This is a genomic window from Musicola paradisiaca NCPPB 2511 (assembly GCF_000400505.1).
Taxonomy (GTDB): domain Bacteria; phylum Pseudomonadota; class Gammaproteobacteria; order Enterobacterales; family Enterobacteriaceae; genus Musicola; species Musicola paradisiaca.
This window is the reverse complement of the sequence record NZ_CM001857.1, coordinates 4264168-4290733: the sequence shown is the minus strand read 5'-3', so window position 1 is coordinate 4290733 and position 26566 is coordinate 4264168. Positions and strand designations below refer to the sequence as shown.

Here is a 26566-nt window from a genome sequence, read left to right as displayed (position 1 = left end):
CGCTGCGAGCATTCGTTACAGGGGCATCTGAACTGTGTGTATTAAGGCATGGTTCAGGTGCCTGACAGGTCTAACTCCGACAGGAGCCAATCCGTGAAAGACTTATTAAAGTTTCTGAAAGCGCAAACTAAAACCGAAGAGTTTGATGCGATCAAAATTGCTCTGGCTTCGCCAGACATGATCCGTTCCTGGTCTTTTGGTGAAGTTAAAAAGCCGGAAACCATCAACTACCGCACGTTCAAGCCGGAACGTGACGGTCTGTTCTGCGCCCGTATCTTCGGGCCGGTAAAAGACTATGAGTGCTTGTGCGGCAAGTACAAGCGCCTGAAACACCGCGGCGTCATTTGTGAGAAGTGCGGTGTTGAAGTCACCCAGACCAAAGTGCGTCGTGAGCGCATGGGCCACATCGAACTGGCGTCGCCGACTGCGCACATCTGGTTTTTGAAATCGCTGCCGTCCCGCATCGGTCTGCTGCTGGATATGCCGCTGCGCGATATCGAGCGCGTGCTGTACTTCGAATCCTATGTGGTGGTCGAAGGCGGTATGACCAACCTGGAACGTCGTCAGATCCTGACCGAAGAGCAGTATCTGGATGCGCTGGAAGAGTTCGGCGATGAATTCGACGCCAAGATGGGCGCCGAGGCTATCCAGGCTCTGCTGAAGAACATGGATCTGGAGCAGGAATGCGAGCAGCTGCGCGAAGAACTGAACGAAACCAGTTCTGAAACCAAACGCAAAAAGCTGACCAAGCGCATCAAGCTGTTGGAAGCGTTCGTGCAGTCCGGCAACAAGCCGGAATGGATGATCCTGACTGTGCTGCCGGTGCTGCCGCCGGATCTGCGCCCGCTGGTGCCGCTGGACGGCGGTCGTTTCGCGACTTCCGATCTGAACGATCTGTACCGTCGCGTGATCAACCGTAACAACCGTTTGAAACGTCTGCTGGATCTGGCTGCGCCGGATATCATCGTTCGTAACGAAAAACGTATGCTGCAGGAAGCGGTTGACGCCTTGCTGGATAACGGTCGTCGCGGTCGTGCGATCACTGGCTCCAACAAGCGTCCGCTGAAATCTTTGGCCGACATGATCAAAGGTAAGCAGGGTCGCTTCCGTCAGAACCTGCTGGGTAAGCGCGTGGACTACTCCGGTCGTTCCGTGATTACCGTTGGTCCGTACCTGCGTCTGCATCAGTGCGGTCTGCCGAAGAAAATGGCGCTGGAACTGTTCAAACCGTTCATCTACGGCAAGCTGGAACTGCGTGGCCTCGCGACCACCATCAAAGCCGCCAAGAAAATGGTGGAACGCGAAGAAGCCGTGGTATGGGACATCCTGGATGAAGTCATCCGCGAACACCCGGTACTGCTGAACCGTGCGCCGACACTGCACCGTCTGGGTATTCAGGCGTTTGAACCGGTGTTGATCGAAGGTAAAGCCATTCAGTTGCACCCGTTGGTGTGTGCGGCGTATAACGCCGACTTCGACGGCGACCAGATGGCCGTTCACGTACCGCTGACGCTGGAAGCCCAGTTGGAAGCGCGCGCGCTGATGATGTCCACCAACAACATTCTGTCCCCGGCGAACGGCGAACCGATCATCGTTCCGTCTCAGGACGTGGTGTTGGGTCTGTACTACATGACTCGCGACAAGGTGAACGCTAAAGGCGAAGGCATGGTGCTGACCGGGCCGAAAGAAGCGGAGCGTATTTACCGCGCCGGCCTGGCTGAACTGCATGCGCGTGTGAAAGTTCGTATCACCGAATACGAAAAAGACCCGCAGGGCGAATGGAAAGCGAAAACCAGCCTGATCGATACCACTGTAGGCCGTTCCATTCTATGGATGATCGTACCGAAGGGTTTGCCTTACACCATCGTTAACCAGGCGTTGGGTAAGAAAGCGATCTCCAAGATGCTGAACACCTGTTATCGCGTGCTGGGTTTGAAACCGACGGTTATTTTTGCCGACCAGATCATGTACACCGGTTTTGCTTACGCGGCGCGTTCCGGTTCTTCCGTTGGTATCGACGATATGGTGATCCCGGCGAAGAAAGTGGAAATCATCAGTGAAGCCGAAGCCGAAGTGGCCGAGATTCAGGAACAGTTCCAGTCTGGTCTGGTAACGGCGGGCGAGCGCTATAACAAAGTCATCGATATTTGGGCTGCGGCGAACGAGCGTGTGGCCAAAGCGATGATGGAAAACCTTTCTACCGAAACGGTGATCAACCGTAACGGTGAAGAGGAGCGTCAGGTTTCCTTTAACAGCATCTTTATGATGGCTGACTCCGGTGCGCGTGGTTCTGCGGCTCAGATTCGTCAGCTGGCGGGGATGCGTGGTCTGATGGCGAAGCCGGACGGCTCCATCATCGAAACGCCGATCACTGCGAACTTCCGTGAAGGTCTGAACGTACTCCAGTACTTCATCTCCACGCACGGTGCGCGTAAAGGTCTGGCGGATACCGCACTGAAAACCGCGAACTCCGGTTATCTGACCCGTCGTCTGGTCGATGTGGCGCAGGATCTGGTCGTGACCGAAGACGATTGCGGTACGCACGAAGGCATCATGATGACCCCGGTCATCGAAGGTGGCGACGTGAAAGAGCCGCTGCGTGAGCGCGTACTGGGCCGTGTGACGGCGGAAGACGTGCTGAAGCCGGGTACTGCCGACATTCTGGTTCCGCGCAACACGCTGCTGAACGAGAAATGGTGTGACCTGCTGGAAGAAAACTCGGTCGACGCGGTGAAAGTACGCTCCGTGGTAGGTTGTGAAACCGACTTCGGCGTGTGCGCCAAGTGCTACGGTCGCGATCTGGCGCGTGGTCACATCATCAACAAAGGTGAGGCCATCGGCGTTATCGCGGCACAGTCCATCGGTGAACCGGGTACCCAGCTGACCATGCGTACCTTCCACATCGGTGGTGCGGCATCGCGTGCGGCAGCCGAGTCCAGCATTCAGGTGAAAAACAAAGGTAGCCTGAAACTGAACAACGCCAAATTCGTGATGAACAACGCCGGTAAGCTGGTTATCACCTCGCGTAACACCGAGCTGAAACTGATCGACGAATTCGGTCGTACCAAAGAAAGCTACAAAGTGCCTTACGGTGCGGTGATGGCGAAAGGCGACGGCGATCAGGTCAGCGGCGGCGAAACCGTGGCGAACTGGGATCCGCATACCATGCCGGTGATTACCGAAGTGAGCGGTAACATTCGCTTCACCGACATGATCGACGGCCAGACGATTACCCGTCAGACCGACGAACTGACCGGTCTGTCTTCTATCGTGGTGCTGGATAGCGCCGAGCGTACCGGCGGTGGTAAAGAATTGCGTCCGGCGCTGAAGATTGTCGATGCCAACGGCAACGATGTACTGATTCCAGGCACCGATATGCCGGCCCAGTATTTCCTGCCGGGCAAAGCCATCGTTCAATTGGAAGACGGTACTCAGATCGGCGCGGGCGATACCCTGGCGCGTATTCCGCAGGAATCCGGCGGTACGAAAGATATTACCGGTGGTCTGCCGCGCGTTGCGGATCTGTTCGAAGCGCGTCGTCCGAAAGAGCCGGCGATCCTGGCTGAAATCAGCGGCGTAGTGTCCTTCGGTAAAGAAACCAAAGGCAAACGCCGTCTGGTGATTACGCCGATGGATAATGGCGACCCATACGAAGAGATGATTCCGAAATGGCGTCAGCTCAACGTATTTGAAGGCGAACGTGTAGAGCGCGGCGACGTGATCTCCGACGGCCCGGAATCTCCGCACGACATTCTGCGCTTGCGTGGCGTTCATGCGGTAACTCGTTACATCGTGAACGAAGTGCAGGAAGTTTACCGGCTGCAGGGCGTTAAGATTAACGATAAACACATTGAAGTTATCGTTCGTCAGATGCTGCGTAAAGGCACCATCGTCAATTCGGGCAGCTCCGAGTTCCTGGAAGGCGAGCAGGTGGAAGTTTCGCGCGTCAAGATCGCCAACCGTCAGTTGGAAACAGACGGCAAGATCCCGGCTACTTATGCGCGTGATCTGTTGGGTATCACCAAAGCATCTCTGGCGACGGAATCCTTCATTTCCGCGGCATCGTTCCAGGAAACCACGCGCGTGCTGACTGAAGCTGCCGTGGCGGGTAAACGCGATGAACTGCGCGGTTTGAAAGAGAACGTCATTGTGGGTCGTCTGATCCCGGCCGGTACGGGTTATGCCTACCATCAGGATCGTATGCGTCGCCGTCAGGCGAACGAACCGCAGTCTGCCCCGCAGGTGAGTGCTGAAGAAGCTTCTGCGAATCTGGCTGAACTGCTGAATGCGGGCCTGGGCGGTAGCGACGACGAATAACCGTCAGTTTCACCGATAATAAAAAACCGTACCTTAGCGATAAGGTGCGGTTTTTTTTATTGTCAGCGTTAAACCACCTCCTCGGGAGGTGGTGATTGTTTCGTTCCGTCTGATGGACGGAACTCACCCGATGGGCCGTCGCAAGCGACGTTAAAACGCTTTCAGCGTTTTGATTCGTTCCGTCTGATGGACGGAACTCACCCGAATGGGCCGTCGCAAGCGACGTTAAAACGCTTTCAGCGTTTTTATGCGTAGATCCCTGCGAAATTGCGCTATAACATCAGCATAGAAATTTCAAAAGGAACGTCCAATGCGATTAAAAACAATGCTTTCAGGCATGGGCCTTGGGCTGTTATCCGTCGGCATTGTTCAGGCTGGCGATATCCCTTCAGGTTATCCGGTGCCGGTACAGAAAGTGTTCAGACACTGGCAGATAACCTGCAATAACCTGAATGATTGCGATATCAGAAACTCTGATCCTTATCTGCGCGTGACACTCAAGCGTGAAGCCGGGGCTCAGGGCAAAATCTCGTTGGACTTCGATCTGGCGGATCGGCGTCAGGCGTTTTTTCTCGACGGTGCGCGTTTCCCTCTGACTCAGCCAGCCTGGCAGGTAGATGAGGAAGAAGGCGCTTTTTATGTTCATACCGAGCAACTGGATGTTATCCAACAGTTTTTTCAGGCAGCAAAAAACGCAAAGCATCTGACTTTATCGGAGCGTGGCACCAATCAGGAAGAGTCTATTTCGTTGAATGGTCTGAATGCCGCTCTGTTGTTGATGGATGAACGGCAAGGGCGGCTTGATAATCTCAGCGCACTGCTGAAGGTCGGCGAGAAGGACGTCTCGTTGGTGCCGTCAGTGCCGGTTGGGCAGGAGATTCGCCCGGCCTATACCCAACCCCCGGCATTGACCAATGCCATCACGTTGATTAATGGCGTGACTGCCGCCAAAAAAGCGCTGTTGGAAGAAGAAGGCTGCGGGCTGAGCAAGGAAGCGCATAAGCTCAGCGAAGCCAGACCGCTGACCAACGAGCTGGCGCTGGTGATGCTGAATTGCGGCGTGGGGGCGTATCAGTCCTCCAGTATGTTGTTTATTACGCCGCGCAATAATCCGCAAAACGCCCAGCTTCTGGAACTCTCCCGGCCGATTCGCATCGCTGATAGCCGGGAAGAAAAGATTCGCTGGTTTACCGAAGTGGACTATGACCCCGAAACCGGCATGCTGTATCACTCTGCCAAGGGGCGAGGAATTGCGGATTGCGGCGAAAGCGGCCAGTGGGTCTTCGATGGCAAAGGGTTTCAACTGGTGGCATATAACTATCAGCCTGAATGCAATGGCGGGCAGCCGGGCGACTGGCCGTCGGTGTGGGCCACGCCGGGTTATCCCACCGAATAGGAAGGGCCGATACCTGTCGGCATCGGCGACGTGGCGAGCGCAGCGGCGGGAGAGGGTGCCGCTCCGGCCGGCTCCTTTGCCGGCGCTGTCACCATAATCTTCTCCGGTTGCATTGACGATCCCTGATGCGCCGCTTTGCGCAGCGTCACGCCGTAAAATGGTTCCGGAGGGCAACAGTTGCTTACCACTGCAAGACGGCTCGCAATTTTTTTCCCGTTCTCCGCGACAACTACCACCGCATCCGATCGACATCCTGTCGGGTCAGCCCGATATCTTCCAGACGATCATTGCTGAGGTTGTTTAAGGTGCGAAGCGCCGCCCGGCGTTCCCGCCATGCTCGCCAGCGTCGCCGCAGCGACGGCCAAACCGGTATTTTCCACTGCGCCATGGTTGTTCCCCCCATCATCACGTATGGCAATAGGATGAAAAAAATAACGTTGATAATACAGACTCAGAAAATAGCGAGTTTGGTAATACAGAATCGCTTACCAGACGATCTGAATAGCGTTTTTTCAGCCAATCTGTACCTGTTCGGGTGCTTGAGCCGTGTGTAAAAAGAGGCGATATGACACGCTATCAACACTTGGCCGACCTGCTGGCTCAACGTATCGAAGCAGGGCTGTATCAGAGCGGAGAACGGTTGCCGTCGGTGCGGACGCTGAGCCATGGGCATGGCGTCCGCATCGGTACGGTACAAACGACAAGATGGGAAGCGTCGTTCACCACGACTGTCCGGCAGGTAGAACAGCGGCTGTCCGAGGCTAGCGGTGTCTGAGCGTGTCATCACGGTAGTCTGAGGTGTACAGCCGTTTGATGTCGCCACGGGTCAGCCCAATATCTTTTAGCCGCTCGTCGCTCATGCTCCACAACAGTTCGCGGGTGGCGGACTGTGCCCGATGACGCAACCACGCCTGACATAGCGCTGACAGCCAGTTGCGTGGTGGGGGAATCAGGCGGGTGCGACGCAGTATGCTCATGATGAATCTCCTCAGGTTGTGCTGTGCCTTTATCATGCGTCTGTCCGTGATTTGGATACAGATTCAGAAAATCTATTTCTCTTTGATACAGAATGGATGCTATACCGTCTGAATGGTGAAGTTGTTCGACTATCTGTACTGGTTTTTGTTTTTTATGAAGTAATGGAGGATACAGGTGACGCGCTATCAACATCTGGCAACGCTGCTAGCCCAGCGTATCGAACAAGGGCTGTATCAGGGCGGGGAGCGGCTGCCGTCGGTACGGGCGCTCAGCCAGGAACATGGCGTCAGCATCAGTACCGTGCAACAGGCCTACTACCTGCTGGAGCAGCAGCAATTGATCGTGCCGTATCCTCGCTCCGGTTATTTTGTGCGTACCCGCAAAGCGTCGCCGCCCATTCCGGCGATGTCGCGGCCGGTACAGCGTCCGGTTGAGGTGAAAAAATGGGGGGCGGTACTGGAGTTGGTACAGGCCCGGCAGGATCCCAATCTGATTTCTTTAGGAAGCAGCCAGCCGGATTTGACGCAGAACACGCTGAAACCATTATGGAAACAGTTGCAGCGCGTGGGGCAGCGGCAGGATCCGTCCTCGTTCATGTATGACCAGCTGGCGGGAACGCCGCTGTTACGCGAACAGATCGCCCGATTAATGGTGGACAGCGGTTGCCAGCTGTCGGCGGAAGATATTGTCGTGACCAGCGGCGCGACGGAGGCGCTGGCGGTGGCGATTCGCGCGGTGGCGAACCCAGGGGATATCGTTGCCGTCGAGTCCCCTGTTTTTCACGGTATTTTGCAAATACTGTGTGGTTTGGATATCAAAGTCATTGAGATTCCTACCGATTTCACCAATGGCATTAGCCTGGAAGCACTGGAACTGGTTCTGGAACAGTGGCCGATTAAAGCGGTGCTGGTGGTGCCGCATTGCAATAACCCGCTGGGTTTTATTATGCCGCCGCACCGTAAACGGGCGCTGATGACGCTGGCACAGCGTTATGACATCGCCATCATTGAAGACGATGTGTATGGCGAATTGGCCTACGAATACCCGCGGCCGACCACCCTAAAATCGATGGATATCGATGGCCGGGTTTTGTTGTGCAGCTCGTTTTCGAAAACACTGGCGCCGGGGCTGAGGGTCGGTTGGGTGGTATCCGGGCGCTATTTTGATCGCGTTATGCACGCCAAATACACCAATACCGGCACCACGGCCATCTGTACGCAACTGGCGATCGCCGAGTTTATTCGTCAGGGGTATTACCAGCCGCATGTGCGCCGGATGCGCAGTCTTTATCAGCGTAATCTGGAAACGTTCGCGTGTTGGCTCCGTTACTACTTTCCGGAAGAGATTTGCGTGAGCAGGCCGCAAGGGGGATTTGTGCTATGGGTGGAAATGCCGGAGTACATGGACGGCGTACAGCTACGTGAACATTTGCGAGCCACGGCCAATATCCACATCGCTGAAGGCTCGCTGTTTTCTGCGTCGGGCAAATATCGCCACTGCCTGCGCATGAGTTGTTCGCAACCCTGGAGCAACGACATGGAGAAAACGATAGCGACTATCGGCGCAGCGATCAAAGGCATGTTACTGACGTATCAGAAAAATGTTCCCGTCTGACCGCGCTCCTCGCCGGCTAAAACCACAGCCGGCGTGAGCTTAAGCCGGATAGCGCGCTTCTTTCAGGTCAAATACCACTAAACCAGTTATATCCCTGATCTTCCCAGTAACCGCCTGGGTTGGTGTCGCTGACAAACAGGGCCGCGATGTGTTTGGCATTCTTGAACCCCAATTTGGTAGGAAGGCGTAGCCGCAGTGGATAGCCGTAGTCGGCGGGCAGCGCCTGGTTGCCGAATTCCAGCGCCAGCAGGGTTTGCGGGTGCAGCGCGCTAGCCATATCGATACTGGAGTAATAGCGATCGGCGCATTTGAAACCGACGTAGCGCGCCGTCAGATCGGCGCCGACGTGTTGCAGAAATTGACGCAACGGAATACCGCGCCACTGGCCGATGGCGCTCCAACCCTCAATGCAAATCAGCCGGGTAATCTGGGTTTCCTGCGGCAGCCGACGCAGCTGCTCCAGCGTCCAGACGCCTTTTTTCTCTACTTTGCCTGCCACTTCCAGACGGTAGCTGCCCAGATCGATGTCCGGCACGTTGTACTCCGGATAAAACGCATTGAACGGGAAAGGTTGCGTAATCTGATCCGGGCGATAACTAGGCGCCAACCGTTGCCCGCTGAACAACCAGGCCTGCACCCGATCGTTCCAGCGCGACATGGCCCACAGCACTTTGTCGACGCTGTCGCCGTCCTGCATATTGCAGCCGGTGAGCATCGCTACGGCGCCAAGCGTCAGCCCGGAACGTAACATCAGGCGGCGCTCCAGATTCACCAACTGTTTTTTCTGATCCGGCGCCAGTACCAGCGGGGGGCGGCGTTGCGGTTTATCGCTCATGGTTGCCTCCGGTCAGCATTGCCCACAGGGTGCGCGGTACCACCAACACCATCAGCACATGGATCGCCACAAACAGACCGATGCCGCTCATGGCGAAGAAATGAACGTAGCGGGCGTTGGCGAAACCGCCCAGCAGATCGGTCAGCCAGTACAACTGCACCGGTTTCCAAATCGCAAGTCCCGAGAGCACCAGCAATACGCCCAGCACGATAACACCGATGTACATCAGCTTTTGGATCGCGTTGTACCGGTGCCCGTCGTGCCGCAGGCGTAGCGTCAGCGCCCGTTGGATATCCTGTTGCAGCGCCGCCGGGCTGAGCGGCAGCCAGCGTCTTCGCCAGTGGCCGCTGCCGAGACTCCACAGCACATACAGCGCACCGTTGCCTGCCAACAGCCACATCACCGCCAGATGCCAGCCGATAGCGCCGCCCAGCCAGCCGCCCAGCGTGACGGCAGAAGGAAAATGAAAATCGAACAGCGGCGCGGCGTTGTAGATTTCCCACCCGCTCATGAACATACCCGTCATGGCCAGCGGGTTGATCCAGTGAGTAAGCCTAACGGGCCAGGCGTGTATCGGGCGGCGAGATGACGGCATAACGTCTCCGGTTACATCGGGGGCACGGTGCCGTCTTTGCCGGCGGAAACCGCAAGCGCGACGCGCTTGCCCTGGTCGTCAAGCCGGGAGAACAGCACGATGTGCGCGCCCGGTTTCAGCAGGCTGCGATCGCCAGGCGCGATCGTGACGATGGGGACGTCGTCCGGCACGATGACGGTCTTCTGGCCGCCGTTATAGGTCACGGTCAGGGTTCGGCCATTGCTGTTGACCAGTTTGCCGACGGTGCCGTTGGTCATGGTGCCGCTTTTGCCGTCGGCGGATTCCCACGGCCGGAAACCTTCGCCGGTGCCGCGCAGGCTGGCGTCGAACACATGCACTTCCAACGCTTTCAGCGTTCCGTCCGGTTGGGGAATGGCGGCGGTGCCGATGAAACTGTCCGGTTTAATATCGCCCGGATTGGCTTTGGCTATGCTCATGACGCGGGTCTGGGCGGTCAGCATCGCGTCGATATTCTGCCCTGAGCGGTCGGTCAGTTGTAGCTGGCTGTCGGTGACGGCAGTGATCGTGCCGCGTACCGGCGGTTGCGGTTTAGCAGGCGCATCGGCGGCGCTGGACCACTGGCTGCACAGCAGCAGGGAGGAAAGTAATAAACCGGTAAAACGAGACGTTGTCATGGTGCTGTTCTCCTGGGCTGGACGTGGTTTTTTCCCTGGTTGGCGTGTGTTTATCATGGTGAGGCGTTTGGGTCGTCAGGATGACGGTTTGATGACATTAATGTCATCAAGTCGCCGGCGCGAAGTTGTTATGATGGCGTCACCGGCAGTGGTGCCGTCAGGCGGCGGGAGTAGCGACGATGCGTATTCTGGTGGTTGAGGACGATGTCAGTACCGGCGATTACCTGAAAAAAGGGCTGACCGAAGCCGGATATGCGGTCGATCTGGCGCGCAGCGGCACTGAAGGATTGTTCAACGCGCTGGAGCATGGCTACGACGCCATCATTTTGGACGTCATGTTGCCGGGGTTGAGCGGCTGGCAGCTTATCGAAATGCTGCGTAAGAAAAGCGATGTGCCGGTACTGTTTCTGACCGCGCGCGACCAGTTGCACGACCGTATTCGCGGGCTGGAACTGGGGGCCGACGACTATCTGATCAAACCTTTTTCGTTTACTGAATTGGTGTTGCGCATACGTACCTTGCTGCGTCGCGGCGTGGTGCGCGAGGCGGATCACTACGCAGTGGCGGATTTGCGCCTGGATGTGCTGCGGCGCAAGGCCACGCGGCAGGAGGTGGTTATCCCTCTGACCAACAAGGAGTTTATGCTGTTGCATCTGCTGGTGCGACGCGAGGGTGAAGTGCTCTCGCGCACCCTGATCGCCTCGCAGGTGTGGGACATGAATTTCGATAGCGACACCAATGTGGTGGATGTGGCGGTGAAACGTCTGCGTGCCAAGATTGATAAACCTTTCGATATCAAGCTGATCCATACCGTGCGCGGTATCGGTTATGTGTGCGAGCCGCGCGCATGAACGGCTGGCTCCAACGTTGGCGCGCCACCTCGCTGACGGTGCGTTGCAGCCTGCTGTTTGCATTGGTCGCTACGCTGGTGGTGAGCCTGGTCGGCGGTTATCTGTATGGCGCGCTGCGCCACGACATGTACCGACGCAGCGATCTGCAAGTCACCGGGCGGGTGGAATATTACCGCCATCTGCTGGGCCGGAATTTCACGCTGCCGGTGCTGGCCGGCAATACCGGTCTGTTTGAGAACATGCTGGGCAGCGAACAGGACGTGCTGCTGTTTTCGCTGCCGGGACAAAAACCGCTGATTAACGTAAACCCGGCGCGTATCGTGTTGCCGCTGATGACGCCGACAGCGGTGAATGCCGCATTGTCGGTCGACCAGGTTCGCAGTGGCGCAACAGAACAAGGCGTGCCGTTGCGCGCCGTGTCTGCGCTGGTACGGCTTGATGACGGACAGATACTGCAGATCGCCGCCGCCCATGTCATGGTCAACGAACAGAAGATGCTGGAACGTTACCTGTGGCGGGTGTTGAGTGCGGTGGCCGCGGCCTTCGCGTTGATCGGCGGGCTGGGCTATCTGGTGCTGCGGCGGGGGTTGAAACCGCTGTGGCGGATGACGGCGCAGGCCGCGGCGATTGCGCCGCATACCCTTTCCACCCGCGTAAGCGAGGCGGACGCGCCGCAGGAGGTGAGGCAACTGATTCGCGCCTTCAATGCCATGCTGGATCGCCTGACCGAGGGTTATCAACGGTTGACCCAGTTTTCCGCCGATTTGGCGCATGAGATCCGCACGCCCATCGGCGCGCTGATGGGGCACTGTCAGGTAGCGCTGTACCAGCCGCGCAACGTCGAGGAATACGAGACGCTGCTGTCGGACAATATCGTCGAACTGGAACGCATTTCGCGCATGGTGGAGAACATCCTGTTTCTGGCGCGGGCCAGCCATGAGCAGCCGGTGCTGAACCTTGTACGGCTTGATGTCGCCAGCGAGCTGCGGCGGGTGGCGGACTATTTCGACATGCTGGCGGAGGAACGCGGCATCACGCTGCGTTGCGATGGACAAGCCGCGCTGACGGCGGACGCCTTGCTGTTCCAGCGGGCGTTGAGCAATCTGGTGGCGAATGCGGTGCGTTATGCGAGCGCGGACAGTCAAGTACGCTTGACGGTGGAAACCCTGCCCGGGCGGGTGGTGGTGGCGGTGAGCAATCTGGCGCCGGTATTGCCGCAAGACCAGCTGGCGCGCTTGTTCGACCGTTTCTACCGGGGGGATGCCACCCGCAGCGCGGGCAGCGATTCCAGTGGCCTGGGGTTGTCGATCGTGCGGGCGATCATGACGCTGCACGGCGGCGAGGTCACGGCCCGTTGCGATCCGCTCGACGGGGAGATCGGCCGGATCGTATTCAGCCTGATCTTCCCCGACGAGCGGGGCGATCGCCTCGGCGCGCGGTGATCGGGATCGCGTCCGTCAGTTTGCGATCGTCCGGCCCAGATATCCCTCCCAGTCTTTCCAGACCGGCTGCAGGCCGGCGCGCGTCAAGACATCGGCCACTGCTTCCGGCCGGCGGTCGTCGTGCGGGGAGAACTGCTCCAATTCCGCATGGCCGTCGGCGTAGCCGCCCGGCTGGGTTTTTGGAGAAAGCGCTGACGTTGTTGATGGCGATCGGGATCATGTGGTCGCGAAAATGGGGCGATTCCCGGGTCGACAGCGACAGTTCTACATCGGGCGCCAGCAGCCGGAAGGCGCAGATCGTCTGCATCAGTTGCGCTTCATCCATCAGCGAAGCGGGTTCGATGCCGCCGGCGCACGGGCGCAGGCGCGGAAACGACAACGAGTAGCGGCTTTGCCAATAGTGGCGTTGCAGATGGCGCAAGTGTTCCGCCACCATATAGCAGTCGGTGCGCCAACTGTCGGACAGGCCGATCAACGCGCCCAGCCCGATCTTGTCGATCCCGGCGCGGCCCAGCCGATCCGGGGTGTTCAGCCGCCAGGCGAAATCCTGTTTTTTCCCGTGCAGGTGGTGGCGGGCGTAAGTCGCCTGATGGTAGGTTTCCTGATACACCATCACCCCGTCCAGCCCCAGCGTTTTCAGCTCCGCGTACTCTTCCTGCGCCAGCGGCTGCACTTCCATCATCAGCGCGCTGAAGTGCGGGCGAATCAGTGGAAATACGCGCCGGAAATAGTCCATCCCCACCTTACGTTGGTGCTCGCCCGTCACTAGCAGCAGGTGGTCGAACCCCAATTCCTTGATGGCACCGCATTCCCGCCGAATTTCCTCGTCGTTCAAGGTTTTGCGCTTGAGGTGGTTGCTCATGGAGAAGCCGCAGTAGGTGCAGTCGTTGGCGCAGAGATTGGAGAGATAGAGCGGCACGTAAAAGCCGACGGTATTGCCGAAGCGCTGCCGGGTCAGCTGTTGGGCGCGTTGGGCCAGCGGTTCCAGATAAGAGGCGGCGGCCGGAGACAGCAGCGCCATGAAATCCTCCATGTCGGGGTGTTCGGCGTTCAGCGCCTGTTCGACGTCGGCGCGGGTTTTACCGTTGATGCGCAGCGTCAGGTCGTCCCAGTCCAGCTGTCGCCAGCGTTGTGCAAACGAGTTATCCATCAGTTTGTCGCCTCCGTCGTCAGGAACCCGGTCAACGGGCTGGTGGCGCTGGCCTGCAACTGGCGTCGTCCCAGGCCGGACTGACGGGCGATCTCCCCGGCTTCCACCGCCAGCCGGAAGGCGGTCGCCATCCGTACCGGATCCCGCGCCACCGCGATGGCGGTATTGACCAGCACCGCGTCGGCGCCCAGCTCCAGCGCTTCGGCGGCGTGGCTCGGCGCGCCGATACCGGCGTCCACCACCACCGGCACTTGCGCCTGTTCGATGATGATGCGCAGGAAGTCGCGGGTTTGCAGCCCGTGGTTGGAACCGATGGGGGCGCCCAGCGGCATCACCGCCGCACAGCCGACGTCTTCCAGCCGTTTGCACAGCACCGGATCGGCGCCGCAGTACGGCAGCACCACGAACCCGTCTTTCACCAGCCGTTCGGCGGCGTTCAGCGTTTCGATCGGGTCGGGCAGCAGGTAGCGCATGTCCGGGTGGATTTCCAGCTTAATCCACGGCGTGCCGAGCGCTTCGCGCGCCAGACGGGCGGCGAACACCGCTTCGTCGGCGGTGCGGGCGCCGGAGGTGTTGGGCAATAACCGGACACCCAGCGCCTGCAACGGCGCCAGAATCGCATCACTGCCGCCTTTCAGATCCACGCGCTTCATCGCCATGGTGACGAGCTGCGACCCGGCGGCCTGAATCGCCGCGCTCATCAATTCCGCGCTGGCGAATTTCCCGGTACCAGTAAGCAACCGGGAGTTGAACAACGTATCTGCAATCTTCAGCATCTCATCCTCCTGCGATGGCCTGAAACAGCAAAATGTCGTCCCCGTCCTGCACCGGGTGTTGCTCCCAGGCGGCACGGGGAATGAGGGTCTGGTTGATCGCCAACGCCGTACCGGGTTGGCGCCGGTTGAGGCGGTCGAGCAATTGGGCCACGGTGAGCGCGTCGTCCAGTTCGACGACATCGTCATTGACGCGAATCTTCATGCGTGGCCTCCGCACACGGTGCAGCCTGGGGCCGGGCTGAGTTGCAGCGTAGTCCACTGCTGCTGACGCGCATCGAACAGGCGTAGCTTGCCGTCCAGCGGCGAGGCGTGACCGCACAGCAGCCTGATGGCCTCCAGCGCCTGTAACGTCCCCATCACACCGACCACCGGGCCGAGCACCCCGGCGGTACGGCAGTTGCGCTGCGGTTCGGCGTCATCTGGGTAGAGACAGGCATAGCAGCCGTGACGGTACGGCGGCGTCAGCACCAGCAACTGGCCGCTGAAGCCGACCGCGCTGGCGCTGACCAGCGGTTTGCCGGCGGCGATGCAGACCGCGTTAACGGCATGGCGGGTGGCCATGTTGTCGCTACAGTCGAGCACCAGATCGACATCGTCCACCGCGTGATGCAGCGCATCGCCTTCCAGACGAGCCGCCAGCGCTTCGACCCGGATTGACGGATTGAGCGCCGTCAGCTGCTGACGCGCCAGTTCCGCCTTGGCGCGATCCAGATCCGCGGTGCGGTAGAGGATCTGACGCTGCAAATTGGAGATATGCAGCCGATCGTCGTCCGCCAGCCGCAGCATGCCGACGCCCGCCGCCGCCAGATAGAGCGCCGCCGGCGAGCCGAGCCCGCCCATGCCGACCAGCAGTACGCGGGCCTGCGCCAGCCGCTGTTGCCCTTCGGGGCCGACTTCCTCCAGCAGCAATTGGCGGCTGTAGCGCATAAAATCATTATCGCTCAGCATGTTACGCCTCCCGGTTTTCTATCAGCCTCAGCAACGCGGCGGTGGCCTGGCGCCAGTCCGGCGCCTGGGTGATGGCGCTGACCACCGCGATGCTGCCGACGCCGGTTGCCAGCACCGCCGGGGCCCGGTCAATGCTGATGCCGCCGATGGCGACGGTGGGGACACGGTCGTCCAGCGCATTGATGTGACGGGCCAGTTCATCCAGACCTTGCGGCGCGGACGGCATGTCCTTGGTTTGCGTCGGGAAAATATGCCCCAGCGCGATGTAGGACGGCTGGATCGCCACCGCGCGCGCCAGTTCGGCGTCATCATGGGTAGAAACACCCAGCCGCAGCCCGGCCTGCCGGATCGCGGCCAGATCGGCGAGATCCAGATCCTCCTGACCGAGATGGACGCCGTAGGCTCGGTGTGTGATCGCCAGCCGCCAGTAGTCGTTGATGAACAGCCGGGCCTGATAGCGGCGACCCAGCGCGACGGCCTGCATCACCGCCGGTTCGACCTGATCGTCCGGCAGGTCTTTGATCCGCAACTGAATCGTGCGCACGCCGGCCTCAAGCAAACGCGCGATCCACTCGACGCTATCCACGACCGGATAGAGCCCCAGGCGTTTTTCCGTGGCGGGAAACGCGGCGTTCATCGGTTTTCCTCCTGCGGCAGGCTGGCGGCGGAGTGATAGAGTTCGCTGCCGCGGGCGCGGAATTCGGCGGACATCTGTGCCATACCGACGTCGATCGGCTGCGCCTGCGCTTCCTGCCGGGCGGCGTAGTCTCTGACTTCCTGGGTTATTTTCATCGAACAGAATTTCGGCCCGCACATTGAGCAAAAATGCGCGATTTTGCCGGATTCCTGCGGCAGGGTTTCGTCGTGGTAGGCGCGGGCGGTTTCCGGGTCGAGCGCCAGATTGAACTGGTCTTCCCAGCGAAATTCGAATCGCGCCTTGGACATGGCGTTATCGCGGATCTGCGCGCCGGGGTGGCCTTTCGCCAGATCGGCGGCATGAGCGGCGATCTTGTAGGTAATAAGCCCTTGTTTAACGTCGTTTTTGTTGGGTAGACCCAGGTGTTCTTTCGGCGTGACGTAGCACAGCATGGCGCAGCCGAACCAGCCGATCATCGCCGCGCCGATGCCGGAGGTGAAGTGGTCGTAACCCGGCGCGATGTCGGTGGTGAGCGGGCCTAACGTATAGAACGGCGCTTCGTGGCAGTGCTCCAGCTCCTCGGTCATGTTGCGGCGGATCATCTGCATCGGCACATGGCCGGGGCCTTCGATCATCACCTGTACGTCGTATTCCCAGGCGATTTTGGTCAGTTCGCCCAGCGTGTGCAGTTCGGCGAACTGGGCTTCGTCGTTGGCGTCTTGAATCGAGCCGGGGCGCAGGCCGTCGCCCAGCGACAGCGCGACGTCATAGGCGCTACAGATTTCGCAAATTTCACGGAAATGCTGGTAGAGGAAGTTTTCCTGATGGTGCGACAGGCACCATTTGGCCATGATCGAGCCGCCGCGCGAGACGATGCCGGTCAGACGTTTGGCGGTCATCGGCACGTAGCGCAGCAGTACGCCGGCGTGGATGGTGAAATAGTCCACCCCCTGTTCGGCTTGCTCCAGCAGGGTGTCGCGGAAGATCTCCCAATTGAGGTTTTCCGCGATGCCGTTCACTTTTTCCAGCGCTTGATAGATGGGCACCGTGCCGATCGGCACTGGGCTGTTGCGCAGGATCCATTCGCGGGTTTCGTGGATGTAGCGGCCGGTGGACAGATCCATCACGGTGTCTGCGCCCCAGCGGGTCGACCACACCAGTTTTTCCACTTCCTCTTCAATGGAGGAGGAGACGGACGAGTTGCCGATGTTGGCGTTCACTTTGACCAGAAAATTACGGCCGATGATCATCGGCTCCGATTCCGGGTGATTGATGTTGGCCGGAATGATGGCGCGGCCGGCGGCCACTTCCTGACGCACGAACTCCGGGGTGATGTTCTCCGGCAGATGCGCGCCAAAGCTGTGTCCGGGATGCTGTTGGCGCAGCACCTCGCCGCGAATGCGCTCGCGCCCCATGTTTTCACGGATGGCGATGAACTCCATTTCCGGGGTGATGACGCCACGGCGAGCGTAGTGCAGTTGGGTGACGCACCGCCCGGCTTGGGCGCGCTTGGGGGACGGCAGGTGCTCAAAGCGCAGATGGTCGAGGCCGGCGTCCGCCAGCCGCTGTTGGGTGAAGCGGGAACTGCGTTCGTGCAGCGGTTCGGTATCCTGCCGTTGGTCGATCCAGGCGGCGCGCGTTTTCGCCAGCCCTTGACGGACATCCAGCCGGGCGGCCGGGTCGCCGTAGGGGCCCGAGGTATCGTAAACCGGCACCGGTTCGTTGGGTTCGTACTGCGGATTGTCGCGGTTGCCGCCGACCAGCGTCGGGCTGAGCTGGATTTCGCGCATCGGTACCTGTAAGTCCGGACGCGAACCGGTCAGATAGATGCGTTGCGATTGGGGGAAGGCGGTGCCTTGCAGCGAGTCGATAAACTGTTGCGCCGCTTCACGTTGCGCACGACGGCTGGCGTGGTTTTGCCCGGCGGCGGGTTTCTGTTCTGTAGACATAGCAAATTCCTTAACGGTGTAGGGAAAGGTTGCTTGTCTGGAGCTCGGAGGGAGTAATGGCTGGATGTGAACCGATTGAAGCAGGCTGCATCAACAGGTTCTGGCAGTGAGATTACTCTTGTTCCCTTCGCAGGTTTTAACCTGATCAGGTTCCGCGGATCCCGAATTAACGGTCTCAGCCCGCCTGCGTTTTTTACAGGCTGGGCACTCCGACAAGATTTCTGGCTGCGCCTGATAAATCACGTTCAGGGGCGCCGCCTCACCCCGCTTCGGGGGTGGTAGCCCCACACTTTATGCCGGGTTCCGACGGCTGTCAAAAGCCAAATCATGACGCCGTGTTACGACGGGGCCAATCGTTTGCGTCGTCGCGGCATTCAGGGAAAGCGCATTGCCAAGGCCGCACACGCGCCGGATAATGCGCCCAGAGCCGTCACATGCCGTCCGGCGACAAAAAAGAGGCGATAGAAATATGGAACTGACGCTGAAAGGGGATGAGTCCGGCTGGTGGGTGGTCTGCCACCGACAGCAAGTTTGGCAACCCCAGGGAGAACTGCCGTATGGGCGTGCGGCGCAGTGGCATCTGCAACAGCGCGCAGCGCGACAGATTGGTGAATGGCAGGGCGAGGCGGTATGGCTGGTGCAGCACGAGATGGCGCAGGATATGGGTTCGGTGCGTCAGTTGCTGAGCCATGACGCCGTATTGTTCCAACTGGCTGGCCGGGCTGTGCAGTTGGAGGCGTTCTATCGCTCACACCGTTTTTGCGGTTATTGCGGCCATGACATGGTTCACAGCACGACCGAACTGGCCTGCCTCTGCCCGCATTGCCGGGAACGTTACTATCCGCAGATTGCGCCTTGCGTTATCGTTGCCATCCGCCATGAAGAGAAAATCCTGCTTGCTCAGCATTTGCGCCATCGCGGCAATATGTACACCGCGCTGGCCGGCTTCGTCGAAGTCGGCGAAACGCTGGAGCAGGCGGTTGCCAGAGAAGTCATGGAAGAGAGCAATGTGCGTATTAAGAATCTGCGTTATGTCTGCTCACAGCCTTGGCCGTTTCCGCATTCGCTGATGATGGCGTATACGGCGGAGTATGCCGGTGGCGAACTGCGGCACGACCCTTCGGAACTGCGCGACGCCGCCTGGTTTCGTTATGATCGCCTGCCTGAGTTGCCGCCGCCCGGCACGGTCGCCCGCCGCCTGATCGAAGATACCGTGGTGCTGTGCCGCGAAGCGGATAGTTAAGCGGCGTGTTAACCCGAGATAACGAACGATGCCTGTCTGCAGGCCTAAAAGGAAAAAACATGACTGACCTGAAAAATGATCGCTATCTGCGAGCTTTATTGCGCCAGCCAGTGGATGTGACGCCGGTATGGATGATGCGTCAGGCCGGGCGCTATTTGCCGGAGTATCGCGCGACGCGCGCGCAGGCGGGCGATTTTATGTCGCTATGCCGCAATGCGGAACTGGCCTGCGAAGTCACCTTACAGCCGTTGCGTCGTTACCATCTTGATGCCGCCATTCTGTTCTCGGATATCCTCACGGTGCCCGATGCCATGGGGTTGGGGCTCTATTTTGAAGCCGGCGAGGGGCCGCGTTTCACCTCTCCCGTGACGTCGCATGCCGATGTGGTGAAGCTGCCGATCCCCGATCCGGAACTGGAACTGGGGTATGTCATGAACGCCGTGCGGACTATTCGGCGGAATCTGGCGGGCGCCGTGCCGCTGATCGGCTTTTCCGGCAGCCCCTGGACGCTGGCGACCTACATGGTGGAAGGCGGCAGCAGTAAAGCATTCACTGTGATCAAGAAGATGATGTTTACCGCGCCGGAGACTCTGCACTTGCTGTTGGACAAGCTGGCGGACAGCGTCACGCTGTATCTGAACGCGCAAATTCGCGCCGGCGCCCAGTCCGTAATGATTTTTGATACCTGGGGCGGCGCGCTGAGCGGTGCTGATTATCGTGAATTCTCGCTGCATTACATGCACAAGATTGTCGATGGTTTGCTGCGCGAAAACGACGGGCGTCGCGTGCCGGTGACGCTGTTTACCAAGGGCGGCGGCCAGTGGCTGGAGGCGATGGCGGATACCGGCTGTGATGCGCTGGGGCTGGACTGGACCACCGATATCGCCGACGCCCGTCGGCGCGTCGGCGATCGGGTGGCGCTGCAGGGCAATATGGATCCCTCGCTGCTGTATGCGCAGCCGGCCCGTATCGAACAGGAAGTCGCGTCGATTCTGGCGGGATACGGCGCCGGCGCCGGCCATGTGTTCAATCTGGGACATGGTATCCATCAGGACGTGCCGCCGGAGCACGCCGGCGCGTTTGTCGAGGCGGTGCACCGGTTGTCTGAACCGTATCATCAGAGAAAAACTGATGGATATTAATGCATTGCGCGAGGAGCAGATCGACAAGGCATCCCAGGTGGTGCGTCATGACGATATGCCGTTTGAGCAACCTGCTTTTATTGCCGGCGCGGATGTGGGATTCGAGCAGGGCGGCGACGTCACGCGCGCTGCGTTGGTGGTGTTGGCGTACCCTTCGCTAGAGCTGGTGGAGTACCGGGTTGCGCGCATTCCCACCGTGATGCCTTATATCCCCGGTTTTTTGTCGTTCCGCGAGTCGCCCGCGTTGCTGGCGGCTTGGGAAATGCTGAGCCATCGTCCCGAATTGCTGTTTGTGGATGGGCACGGCGTGTCCCATCCTCGTCGTCTTGGCGTTGCCAGCCATTTCGGCCTGTTGGTGAATGTGCCGACCATCGGCGTGGCGAAGAAACGGCTTTGCGGACAGGTCGCGCCGCTGGCGGCAGAGGTGGGCAGCCAACAACCGCTGATGGATCGGAGCGAACAGATAGGCTGGGTGTGGCGTAGCAAGGCGCGTTGTAATCCGCTGTTTGTCTCCACTGGGCATCGTGTAGCAATAGATAGCGCGTTGCTGTGGGTGATGCGTTGCATGCGCGGGTATCGTCTGCCGGAGCCGACACGCTGGGCCGATGCGGTAGCGTCCAACCGTCCGGCGTTTCAGCGCTGGCAACGTCAGCATCGGCTGTAGGATAATGCCGCGCGGAAAACTTTAGGAATTCGGGCATATGGCAGTGTCGCCGTTTTTTATTACACTGCGGCCATCATTTATCGGGAACAATCATGTTACGTAACCCCATTCATTTACGTCTGGAGAAACTGGCAAGCTGGCAGCATGTCACCTTCATGGCCTGTCTTTGTGAACGTATGTACCCCAATTATCATGCGTTTTGCCAGGAGACCGGTTTTTTTTGATGCGCAGCTTTATCGGAGGATTCTCGATCTGGTGTGGGAGACGCTGGTAGTCAAAGACGCCAGGGTGAACTTCGATAGCCAGCTTGAAAAACTGGAAGAAGCGATCCCCGCTGCGGATGATTACGATATTTATGGCGTGTACCCGGCGATTGACGCATGTATTGCGTTGAGCGAATTACTGCACTCGCAGTTGAGCGGTGAAACGTTAGCGCATGCGATAGCGATCAGCGAGGCGTCTATTCGTACCGTCGCCATGCTGGAAATGACTCAAGCCGGTCGTGAAATGACCGATGATGAACTGAAGGTTTTACCCGCCATTGAAGAAGAATGGGATATCCAGTGGGAGATTTTTCGCCTGCTGGCAGGCTGCGAGGAGCGGGACATTGAGCTGATCAAGGGACTGCGCGCCGACCTGCGTGAAGCAGGAATCAGCAACATTGGGATAAATTTGTATCAATAGCGCGATAAAACGTGATTTAAGGCCTGAAATGGCGGGTCTAAAGGCTTCACACCGCACCCTGTCTGGTCTACATTTGGGGGGCGTAATAAAAGTGGCTGTCGGTGCGTGTATGCAGGAGGGTGCTACTACACCCTAAATACTTCGAATTGCAGGAAGGCCAACGCGCCTGCTGCTCTAAGTATGATGGGAGATGGCATATCCGTCGCACTCGATGCTTAGCAAGCGATAAACACACTGTAAGGATAACTTATGAATAAGACTCAACTGATTGATGTAATTGCTGACAAGGCTGACCTTTCCAAGACCCAGGCTAAAGCTGCGCTGGAAGCAACGTTGGCGGCAATTACTGAGTCGCTGAAAGAAGGTGATGCAGTACAATTAGTTGGTTTTGGCACGTTTAAAGTCAATCATCGTAACGAGCGCACTGGCCGCAACCCGCAGACTGGCAAAGAAATCAAAATCGCTGCCGCTAACGTGCCTGCCTTCGTTGCTGGTAAAGCACTGAAAGACGCCGTTAAATAAGCGCATGTCGAAAACAGGTTTAAGCAGAGGGGCGTTTTCGCCCCTTTTGCTTTTTCTCAGGCGGAGTCTGTTCGCGTTGGTGATAGCGCTGGCGACCGCCTGTAGCAGCCATTCTCCGCCGCCGGCGTTGTATGCGGGTGGTTATCTTGCTGATCGCGGTGTGGTGCGGTTATGGCGCATGGATGACGAGCAACAGCACACGACGACCCTGATGACGGTATTCAGTCCGCTTCAGGGGCAGGATACCCAGATTACCCGTTATCAGTTCCAGCAGGGCGTCCTGCGGGATGTTCAGCAGCGTCATGGAGCATCAGCGAGTCAGGATCAGGTCAGGCTGCGTTTTGATCAGGACGGTGCGGTAAATTTTATGCAGCGTCAACTGCCCGATCGGCGGGAATCGTTGTCGGAAGATGAGATCGCGCTGTATCAGTTTGATGCCCGGCGCATGCTGGAAATGAGTGACGTCATGCGCGCAGGGAATGTGCGTTTGCTGCAAGGCGTGTGGCAGGAAGGTCGTGTCGTCGCTTGCGACGGGAAGGTACTGAAACCGGCATTGGACGGTTCATCGTTGGCCTGGATCCGGCAGCGTCAGCAGAATGCGCGAGCGCCGGTCAGCATTGCCTGGCTGGTGTCCAACGCGGGTACGCAATTGCTGCTGGTGGCGAATGCCGATCTTTGTCGTTGGGAGCCGACAGCGGAGACGCTGTAACGATGATTCCCGCGACGATGCGCGGGAATGGTTGCGCTGGGTGAGAACTGAGGCCCACCCGCTAGCTGTTGTCAGGCTTTTTCCCGGTCGATAGCGCGGTAGCCAATATCGGTTCGACAGAAGCTGCCTTGCCACTTGATGGGGTTCGCCAGTTCATAAGCGCGTTGTTGCGCTTGCGCCACACTGTTACCGAGCGCAGTCACGCACAGTACACGTCCACCATTGGTCACGACATCGTCGCCGTTCAGTCTAGTACCGGCATGGAACACTTTACCGTCTGCCATATCCTGTGTCGGCAGCCCAGAGATCACATCACCGGTACGATATTCAGCCGGATACCCTCCAGCAGCCAACACAATGCCAAGGGACGGGCGTTCATCCCAATCAGAGGTTTTTTCGTCCAGTTTACCGTCGCAGGCCGCCAGACAGAGTTCAACCAGATCGGAACGTAGGCGCAACATGATGGGCTGGGTTTCCGGATCGCCAAAGCGGCAGTTAAATTCAATCACCTTGGGCTGCCCTTCCGCCGAAATCATCAACCCGGCGTAGAGAAAACCGGTATAGATGTTGCCTTCGGATGCCATGCCGCGCACGGTCGGCCAAATGATTTGTTCCATGACGCGCTGGTGGATGTCATCAGTAACGACGGGGGCTGGCGAGTAGGCTCCCATACCGCCGGTATTCGGGCCGGTATCGTTGTCGCCGACGCGCTTGTGATCCTGGCTGGTTGCCATCGGCAGGACGTGCTCGCCATCCACCATCACAATAAAGCTGGCTTCTTCGCCATCCAAAAACTCTTCCACTACGATACGGTGCCCGGCATCACCGAATGCGTTGCCCGCCAGCATATCAGTCGCGGCGTTTTCCGCTTCTTCCAGGGTCATCGCGACAATAACGCCTTTACCTGCGGCGAGTCCGTCGGCCTTGATGACGATGGGGGCCCCTTTGCGGCGGATATAGGCCAGCGCAGGTTCTATTTCAGTGAAATTCTGGTATTCCGCAGTGGGGATCTGATGCCGGGCCAGAAAATCTTTGGTGAAGGCTTTGGAACCTTCTAATTGTGCGGCCGCCTGCGTTGGGCCAAAAATTTTAAGTCCTGCTGCACGGAATGCATCGACGACGCCTATCACCAGCGGTGCTTCCGGGCCGACAATAGTCAGGCCGATGTCGTTCTGGAGCGCAAAATTCAGCAGCGCCGGAATATCGGTGGCCGGAATATGAATGTTTTCCAGCGCAGGTTCCAATGCCGTACCGGCATTGCCCGGCGCAACGTAGACTTTATCAGCCAGAGGCGACTGAGCTGCTTTCCAGGCCAGCGCGTGTTCACGCCCACCGTTACCAATAATCAAAATATTCATCAAAGTAGTCCCGGATTAATGACGGAAATGGCGCATGTCGGTGAACAGCATGGCAATGCCGTGTTCGTTAGCGGCGGCGATGACTTCATCATCGCGGATGGAGCCGCCGGGTTGAATAACACAGGTGATGCCGACTGCTGCCGCAGCGTCGATGCCGTCACGGAATGGGAAGAAAGCATCGGATGCCATAACGGAGCCTTTGACTTCCAATCCTTCGTCGCCAGCCTTGATCCCGGCGATCTTGGCGGAATAGACTCGGCTCATCTGGCCGGCGCCGATACCGATGGTCATGTTGTCGCGAGCATAAACGATGGCGTTGGATTTAACGAATTTCGCCACTTTCCAGCAGAAGAGCGCGTCACGCAGCTCTGCCGCTGTCGGTTGACGCTCGGTGACTACCCGCAGTTGGGCGGCATCCACCATACCCAGATCGCGTTCCTGAACCAACAAGCCGCCGTTGACGCGTTTGAAATCCAAGCCGGAAAGACGCTGTTGCCACTGGCCGCAAGTCAAAACACGTACATTCTGTTTGGCTGATGTCGCTTTCAGTGCTGCTTCGCTGGCGGACGGCGCGATGATCACCTCGACAAACTGGCGGCTGATGATGGCATTGGCTGTGTCTTCGTCGAGTTCGCGGTTGAACGCGATGATGCCGCCAAACGCAGAGGTTGGGTCGGTTTTGTAAGCGCGTTCGTAGGCATCCAAAATCGATGAACCGATAGCCACGCCGCAAGGATTGGCGTGTTTGACGATGACGCAGGCGGGCTCGGCGAATTCTTTAACACACTCCAATGCGGCGTCGGTATCGGCAATGTTGTTGTATGACAATGCTTTGCCCTGGTGCTGGCTGGCTGTGGCGACCGAGGCTTCGGCGAGCGCTTCTTCTATATAGAACGCGGCCTGCTGGTGGCTGTTCTCGCCATAACGCATATCCTGCTTTTTAATAAAGTTCAGGTTTAAGGTCCGCGGGAAACGGCCGGAAGGCTGGGTGGTATCACCATGATAAGGCGGAACTTTACTGCCAAAATAGTTGGCGATCATGCTGTCGTAAGCAGCGGTATGCTCAAATGCCTTAATCGCCAGATTGAAGCGGGTTTCGTAAGTCAGAGATCCTTCATTGGCATCGATTTCCGCAATGATGGCAGTATAGTCGCCGCTTTTTACGACTATAGCGACATCATTATGGTTCTTGGCCGCAGAGCGAACCATGGTCGGGCCGCCGATATCAATGTTTTCCACGGCATCTTCCAGCGTGCAATTCTCTTTAGCCACGGTTTGGGCGAATGGATATAGGTTCACCACTACCATATCGATCGGTTTGATATCGTGCTGTGCCATGACGTTGTCGTCTTTTCCACGGCGGCCCAAAATACCACCGTGTACTTTGGGATGTAGTGTCTTGACTCGTCCATCCATCATTTCCGGGAACCCGGTGTAATCTGAAACCTCAGTAACTGGCAATCCGGCATCTGCCAGTAGACGAGCGGTACCGCCGGTGGAAAGCAGTTCGACGCCGCGCTGCGACAGCGCCTGGGCGAATTCAACAATACCTGCTTTATCAGAAACACTGAGCAAAGCACGACGGATAGGACGACGTTGTTGCATGATGGTTTGATCCCTTGACTAGGTTCTTGCTTAGAAGCGCGTTATATGAATATTGCCTTTGATAAACAAAACGATGGTTGATAAAGCAGCATTCAGGTAACGACTGGTGCGGTATTGCCCGCTTTATTTCGGGGGGAGATTGTAGCGAAAACGTTTGCGTGGCGCTCGAGAAATTTCAAAAAATGGAGTTGATGTGGATAACTCTGTGGGCAATCAGGTATAAGTGGCGCTTTTGCTGTGGAATTCAGCGAACGGTCATTTTTCTGAAAAATACCGGTTGCGGCCTGCGGGGAAGTCCCTATAATGCGCCACCACTGAGACGCGCTGATGCACAGCACAACGCGGTTCAGGACGGAGAAAGACGAAAAAAGTCGTTGACTCCAAATGAGGAAGGCGTAGTATACGCCACCTCGCGACAGCAGGCTGAGGCCGGTCGCACTGCTCTTTAACAATTAATCAGACAATCTGTGTGGGCACTCGCAGGACACTTCGGAACAAGAACTGAAAGTCTTCGTA

At 58.2% G+C, this 26566-nt stretch carries 23 protein-coding genes, 3 pseudogenes and 1 riboswitch; of the genes and pseudogenes, 12 read left to right on the top strand and 14 right to left on the bottom strand.

Going from position 1 to position 26566, the window contains the following annotated elements; all coding sequences use genetic code 11:
- The first annotated feature begins 93 nt into the window (after window positions 1-93).
- Complete coding sequence (gene rpoC / locus DPA2511_RS19165) at window positions 94-4317, top strand: DNA-directed RNA polymerase subunit beta' (protein ID WP_015855381.1); 4224 nt, start codon at window positions 94-96, stop codon at window positions 4315-4317.
- Window positions 4318-4627: 310 nt separating this feature from the next.
- A complete protein-coding gene (locus tag DPA2511_RS19160; protein ID WP_015855380.1) occupies window positions 4628-5713 on the top strand; it encodes a DUF1176 domain-containing protein in 1086 nt (361 codons plus the stop codon).
- Here the strand turns inward: DPA2511_RS19160 and DPA2511_RS23600 are convergent.
- Window positions 5698-5862: a hypothetical protein gene (locus tag DPA2511_RS23600; RefSeq protein ID WP_153247116.1), complete on the bottom strand. Its 165-nt coding sequence runs from the start codon at window positions 5860-5862 to the stop codon at window positions 5698-5700. The two genes, DPA2511_RS19160 and DPA2511_RS23600, sit on opposite strands and share 16 nt — an antisense overlap.
- A gap of 80 nt (window positions 5863-5942) precedes the next feature.
- Window positions 5943-6101 (bottom strand): DUF1127 domain-containing protein, encoded by a 159-nt coding sequence (locus tag DPA2511_RS23270; RefSeq protein WP_023638516.1) that lies wholly within the window; start codon window positions 6099-6101, stop codon window positions 5943-5945.
- Window positions 6102-6278: 177 nt separating this feature from the next.
- Between DPA2511_RS23270 and DPA2511_RS23595 the strand changes: the two are divergent.
- Window positions 6279-6410 (top strand): annotated as a pseudogene (locus tag DPA2511_RS23595) (GntR family transcriptional regulator); the annotation flags it as partial.
- 64 nt (window positions 6411-6474) lie between these two features.
- Here the strand turns inward: DPA2511_RS23595 and DPA2511_RS22160 are convergent.
- Window positions 6475-6690 (bottom strand): DUF1127 domain-containing protein, encoded by a 216-nt coding sequence (locus DPA2511_RS22160; protein ID WP_015855378.1) that lies wholly within the window; start codon window positions 6688-6690, stop codon window positions 6475-6477.
- A gap of 175 nt (window positions 6691-6865) precedes the next feature.
- On the opposite strand from DPA2511_RS22160, the gene DPA2511_RS19140 reads away from it, so the two are divergent.
- Window positions 6866-8305, top strand: a complete 1440-nt coding sequence (locus DPA2511_RS19140) for an aminotransferase-like domain-containing protein (protein ID WP_015855377.1) — start codon at window positions 6866-6868, stop codon at window positions 8303-8305.
- Window positions 8306-8372: 67 nt separating this feature from the next.
- On the opposite strand, the gene DPA2511_RS19135 is transcribed toward DPA2511_RS19140, so the two are convergent.
- From DPA2511_RS19135 to DPA2511_RS19125, 3 genes are read right to left on the bottom strand one after another with little or no spacing between them, the layout of a single operon-like run.
- Complete coding sequence (locus tag DPA2511_RS19135; RefSeq protein ID WP_015855376.1) at window positions 8373-9140, bottom strand: molybdopterin-dependent oxidoreductase; 768 nt, start codon at window positions 9138-9140, stop codon at window positions 8373-8375.
- Complete coding sequence (locus DPA2511_RS19130; RefSeq protein WP_015855375.1) at window positions 9130-9735, bottom strand: cytochrome b/b6 domain-containing protein; 606 nt, start codon at window positions 9733-9735, stop codon at window positions 9130-9132. Before DPA2511_RS19130 ends, DPA2511_RS19135 begins: the two co-directional genes overlap by 11 nt.
- A gap of 11 nt (window positions 9736-9746) precedes the next feature.
- Window positions 9747-10370 (bottom strand): hypothetical protein, encoded by a 624-nt coding sequence (locus tag DPA2511_RS19125; RefSeq protein ID WP_015855374.1) that lies wholly within the window; start codon window positions 10368-10370, stop codon window positions 9747-9749.
- 179 nt (window positions 10371-10549) lie between these two features.
- Here DPA2511_RS19125 and DPA2511_RS19120 point away from each other — a divergent pair, with 179 nt between their 5' ends.
- Both DPA2511_RS19120 and DPA2511_RS19115 read left to right on the top strand, forming a co-directional pair.
- Window positions 10550-11221, top strand: coding sequence for a heavy metal response regulator transcription factor (locus tag DPA2511_RS19120; RefSeq protein ID WP_015855373.1), 672 nt, complete (start codon window positions 10550-10552; stop codon window positions 11219-11221).
- Complete coding sequence (locus tag DPA2511_RS19115; protein WP_015855372.1) at window positions 11218-12663, top strand: heavy metal sensor histidine kinase; 1446 nt, start codon at window positions 11218-11220, stop codon at window positions 12661-12663. Before DPA2511_RS19120 ends, DPA2511_RS19115 begins: the two co-directional genes overlap by 4 nt.
- A 15-nt stretch (window positions 12664-12678) precedes the next feature.
- Here DPA2511_RS19115 and thiH read toward each other — a convergent pair.
- The 6 genes and pseudogenes from thiH to thiC all read right to left on the bottom strand — a co-directional run bounded on the left by thiH (window position 12679) and on the right by thiC (window position 18123).
- Window positions 12679-13813 (bottom strand): annotated as a pseudogene (thiH, locus tag DPA2511_RS22155) (2-iminoacetate synthase ThiH).
- Window positions 13813-14589, bottom strand: a complete 777-nt coding sequence (locus DPA2511_RS19105) for a thiazole synthase (protein ID WP_015855370.1) — start codon at window positions 14587-14589, stop codon at window positions 13813-13815. The pseudogene thiH and the gene DPA2511_RS19105 overlap by 1 nt, the downstream one beginning before the upstream one ends.
- 1 nt (window position 14590) lies before the next feature.
- Complete coding sequence (gene thiS / locus DPA2511_RS19100; RefSeq protein WP_015855369.1) at window positions 14591-14791, bottom strand: sulfur carrier protein ThiS; 201 nt, start codon at window positions 14789-14791, stop codon at window positions 14591-14593.
- Complete coding sequence (locus tag DPA2511_RS19095) at window positions 14788-15537, bottom strand: HesA/MoeB/ThiF family protein (protein WP_015855368.1); 750 nt, start codon at window positions 15535-15537, stop codon at window positions 14788-14790. Before DPA2511_RS19095 ends, thiS begins: the two co-directional genes overlap by 4 nt.
- Window position 15538: 1 nt before the next feature.
- The gene (gene thiE / locus DPA2511_RS19090) at window positions 15539-16174 is read right to left on the bottom strand and encodes a thiamine phosphate synthase (protein WP_015855367.1); all 636 of its coding nucleotides are present in this window, start codon (window positions 16172-16174) and stop codon (window positions 15539-15541) included.
- The gene (gene thiC / locus DPA2511_RS19085) at window positions 16171-18123 is read right to left on the bottom strand and encodes a phosphomethylpyrimidine synthase ThiC (RefSeq protein WP_015855366.1); all 1953 of its coding nucleotides are present in this window, start codon (window positions 18121-18123) and stop codon (window positions 16171-16173) included. The genes thiE and thiC overlap by 4 nt, the downstream gene beginning before the upstream one ends.
- Before the next feature lie 105 nt (window positions 18124-18228).
- Window positions 18229-18345, bottom strand: a riboswitch (TPP riboswitch).
- Between the two features lie 247 nt (window positions 18346-18592).
- Between thiC and nudC the strand changes: the two genes are divergently transcribed.
- The 6 genes and pseudogenes from nudC to DPA2511_RS19055 all read left to right on the top strand — a co-directional run bounded on the left by nudC (window position 18593) and on the right by DPA2511_RS19055 (window position 23087).
- Entirely contained in the window at window positions 18593-19366 is a 774-nt protein-coding gene (gene nudC, locus DPA2511_RS19080) for an NAD(+) diphosphatase (protein ID WP_015855365.1), read from the top strand.
- 59 nt (window positions 19367-19425) lie between these two features.
- Entirely contained in the window at window positions 19426-20508 is a 1083-nt protein-coding gene (gene hemE, locus DPA2511_RS19075; RefSeq protein ID WP_015855364.1) for a uroporphyrinogen decarboxylase, read from the top strand.
- Window positions 20498-21172, top strand: a complete 675-nt coding sequence (nfi, locus tag DPA2511_RS19070; RefSeq protein ID WP_015855363.1) for a deoxyribonuclease V — start codon at window positions 20498-20500, stop codon at window positions 21170-21172. Before hemE ends, nfi begins: the two co-directional genes overlap by 11 nt.
- Before the next feature lie 92 nt (window positions 21173-21264).
- A pseudogene (locus tag DPA2511_RS22150) lies at window positions 21265-21856 on the top strand (YjaG family protein).
- A 249-nt stretch (window positions 21857-22105) separates the two neighbouring features.
- Entirely contained in the window at window positions 22106-22378 is a 273-nt protein-coding gene (gene hupA, locus DPA2511_RS19060) for a nucleoid-associated protein HU-alpha (RefSeq protein ID WP_015855361.1), read from the top strand.
- 4 nt (window positions 22379-22382) lie between these two features.
- Window positions 22383-23087, top strand: coding sequence for a DUF1481 domain-containing protein (locus DPA2511_RS19055; protein WP_023638515.1), 705 nt, complete (start codon window positions 22383-22385; stop codon window positions 23085-23087).
- A gap of 71 nt (window positions 23088-23158) precedes the next feature.
- Here DPA2511_RS19055 and purD read toward each other — a convergent pair whose 3' ends face one another.
- Both purD and purH read right to left on the bottom strand, forming a co-directional pair.
- A complete protein-coding gene (purD, locus tag DPA2511_RS19050; protein WP_015855359.1) occupies window positions 23159-24445 on the bottom strand; it encodes a phosphoribosylamine--glycine ligase in 1287 nt (428 codons plus the stop codon).
- Between the two features lie 15 nt (window positions 24446-24460).
- A complete protein-coding gene (gene purH, locus DPA2511_RS19045) occupies window positions 24461-26050 on the bottom strand; it encodes a bifunctional phosphoribosylaminoimidazolecarboxamide formyltransferase/IMP cyclohydrolase (protein ID WP_015855358.1) in 1590 nt (529 codons plus the stop codon).
- Window positions 26051-26566 lie beyond the last annotated feature (516 nt).

What these genes read in the sequence shown, in the direction of transcription:
- DPA2511_RS19135 (WP_015855376.1), bottom strand. Translation starts at nt 9,140, where the DNA reads ATGAGCGATAAACCGCAACGCCGCCCCCCGCTGGTACTGGCGCCGGAT.
- DPA2511_RS23270 (WP_023638516.1), bottom strand. Translation starts at nt 6,101, where the DNA reads ATGGCGCAGTGGAAAATACCGGTTTGGCCGTCGCTGCGGCGACGCTGG.
- hupA (WP_015855361.1), top strand. Translation starts at nt 22,106, where the DNA reads ATGAATAAGACTCAACTGATTGATGTAATTGCTGACAAGGCTGACCTT.
- hemE (WP_015855364.1), top strand. Translation starts at nt 19,426, where the DNA reads ATGACTGACCTGAAAAATGATCGCTATCTGCGAGCTTTATTGCGCCAG.
- DPA2511_RS19105 (WP_015855370.1), bottom strand. Translation starts at nt 14,589, where the DNA reads ATGCTGAAGATTGCAGATACGTTGTTCAACTCCCGGTTGCTTACTGGT.
- DPA2511_RS19095 (WP_015855368.1), bottom strand. Translation starts at nt 15,537, where the DNA reads ATGCTGAGCGATAATGATTTTATGCGCTACAGCCGCCAATTGCTGCTG.
- purD (WP_015855359.1), bottom strand. Translation starts at nt 24,445, where the DNA reads ATGAATATTTTGATTATTGGTAACGGTGGGCGTGAACACGCGCTGGCC.
- thiE (WP_015855367.1), bottom strand. Translation starts at nt 16,174, where the DNA reads ATGAACGCCGCGTTTCCCGCCACGGAAAAACGCCTGGGGCTCTATCCG.
- DPA2511_RS22160 (WP_015855378.1), bottom strand. Translation starts at nt 6,690, where the DNA reads ATGAGCATACTGCGTCGCACCCGCCTGATTCCCCCACCACGCAACTGG.
- DPA2511_RS19130 (WP_015855375.1), bottom strand. Translation starts at nt 9,735, where the DNA reads ATGCCGTCATCTCGCCGCCCGATACACGCCTGGCCCGTTAGGCTTACT.
- DPA2511_RS19115 (WP_015855372.1), top strand. Translation starts at nt 11,218, where the DNA reads ATGAACGGCTGGCTCCAACGTTGGCGCGCCACCTCGCTGACGGTGCGT.
- nudC (WP_015855365.1), top strand. Translation starts at nt 18,593, where the DNA reads ATGGAACTGACGCTGAAAGGGGATGAGTCCGGCTGGTGGGTGGTCTGC.
- nfi (WP_015855363.1), top strand. Translation starts at nt 20,498, where the DNA reads ATGGATATTAATGCATTGCGCGAGGAGCAGATCGACAAGGCATCCCAG.
- DPA2511_RS19055 (WP_023638515.1), top strand. Translation starts at nt 22,383, where the DNA reads ATGTCGAAAACAGGTTTAAGCAGAGGGGCGTTTTCGCCCCTTTTGCTT.
- thiC (WP_015855366.1), bottom strand. Translation starts at nt 18,123, where the DNA reads ATGTCTACAGAACAGAAACCCGCCGCCGGGCAAAACCACGCCAGCCGT.
- thiS (WP_015855369.1), bottom strand. Translation starts at nt 14,791, where the DNA reads ATGAAGATTCGCGTCAATGACGATGTCGTCGAACTGGACGACGCGCTC.
- DPA2511_RS19120 (WP_015855373.1), top strand. Translation starts at nt 10,550, where the DNA reads ATGCGTATTCTGGTGGTTGAGGACGATGTCAGTACCGGCGATTACCTG.
- DPA2511_RS19125 (WP_015855374.1), bottom strand. Translation starts at nt 10,370, where the DNA reads ATGACAACGTCTCGTTTTACCGGTTTATTACTTTCCTCCCTGCTGCTG.
- DPA2511_RS19160 (WP_015855380.1), top strand. Translation starts at nt 4,628, where the DNA reads ATGCGATTAAAAACAATGCTTTCAGGCATGGGCCTTGGGCTGTTATCC.
- purH (WP_015855358.1), bottom strand. Translation starts at nt 26,050, where the DNA reads ATGCAACAACGTCGTCCTATCCGTCGTGCTTTGCTCAGTGTTTCTGAT.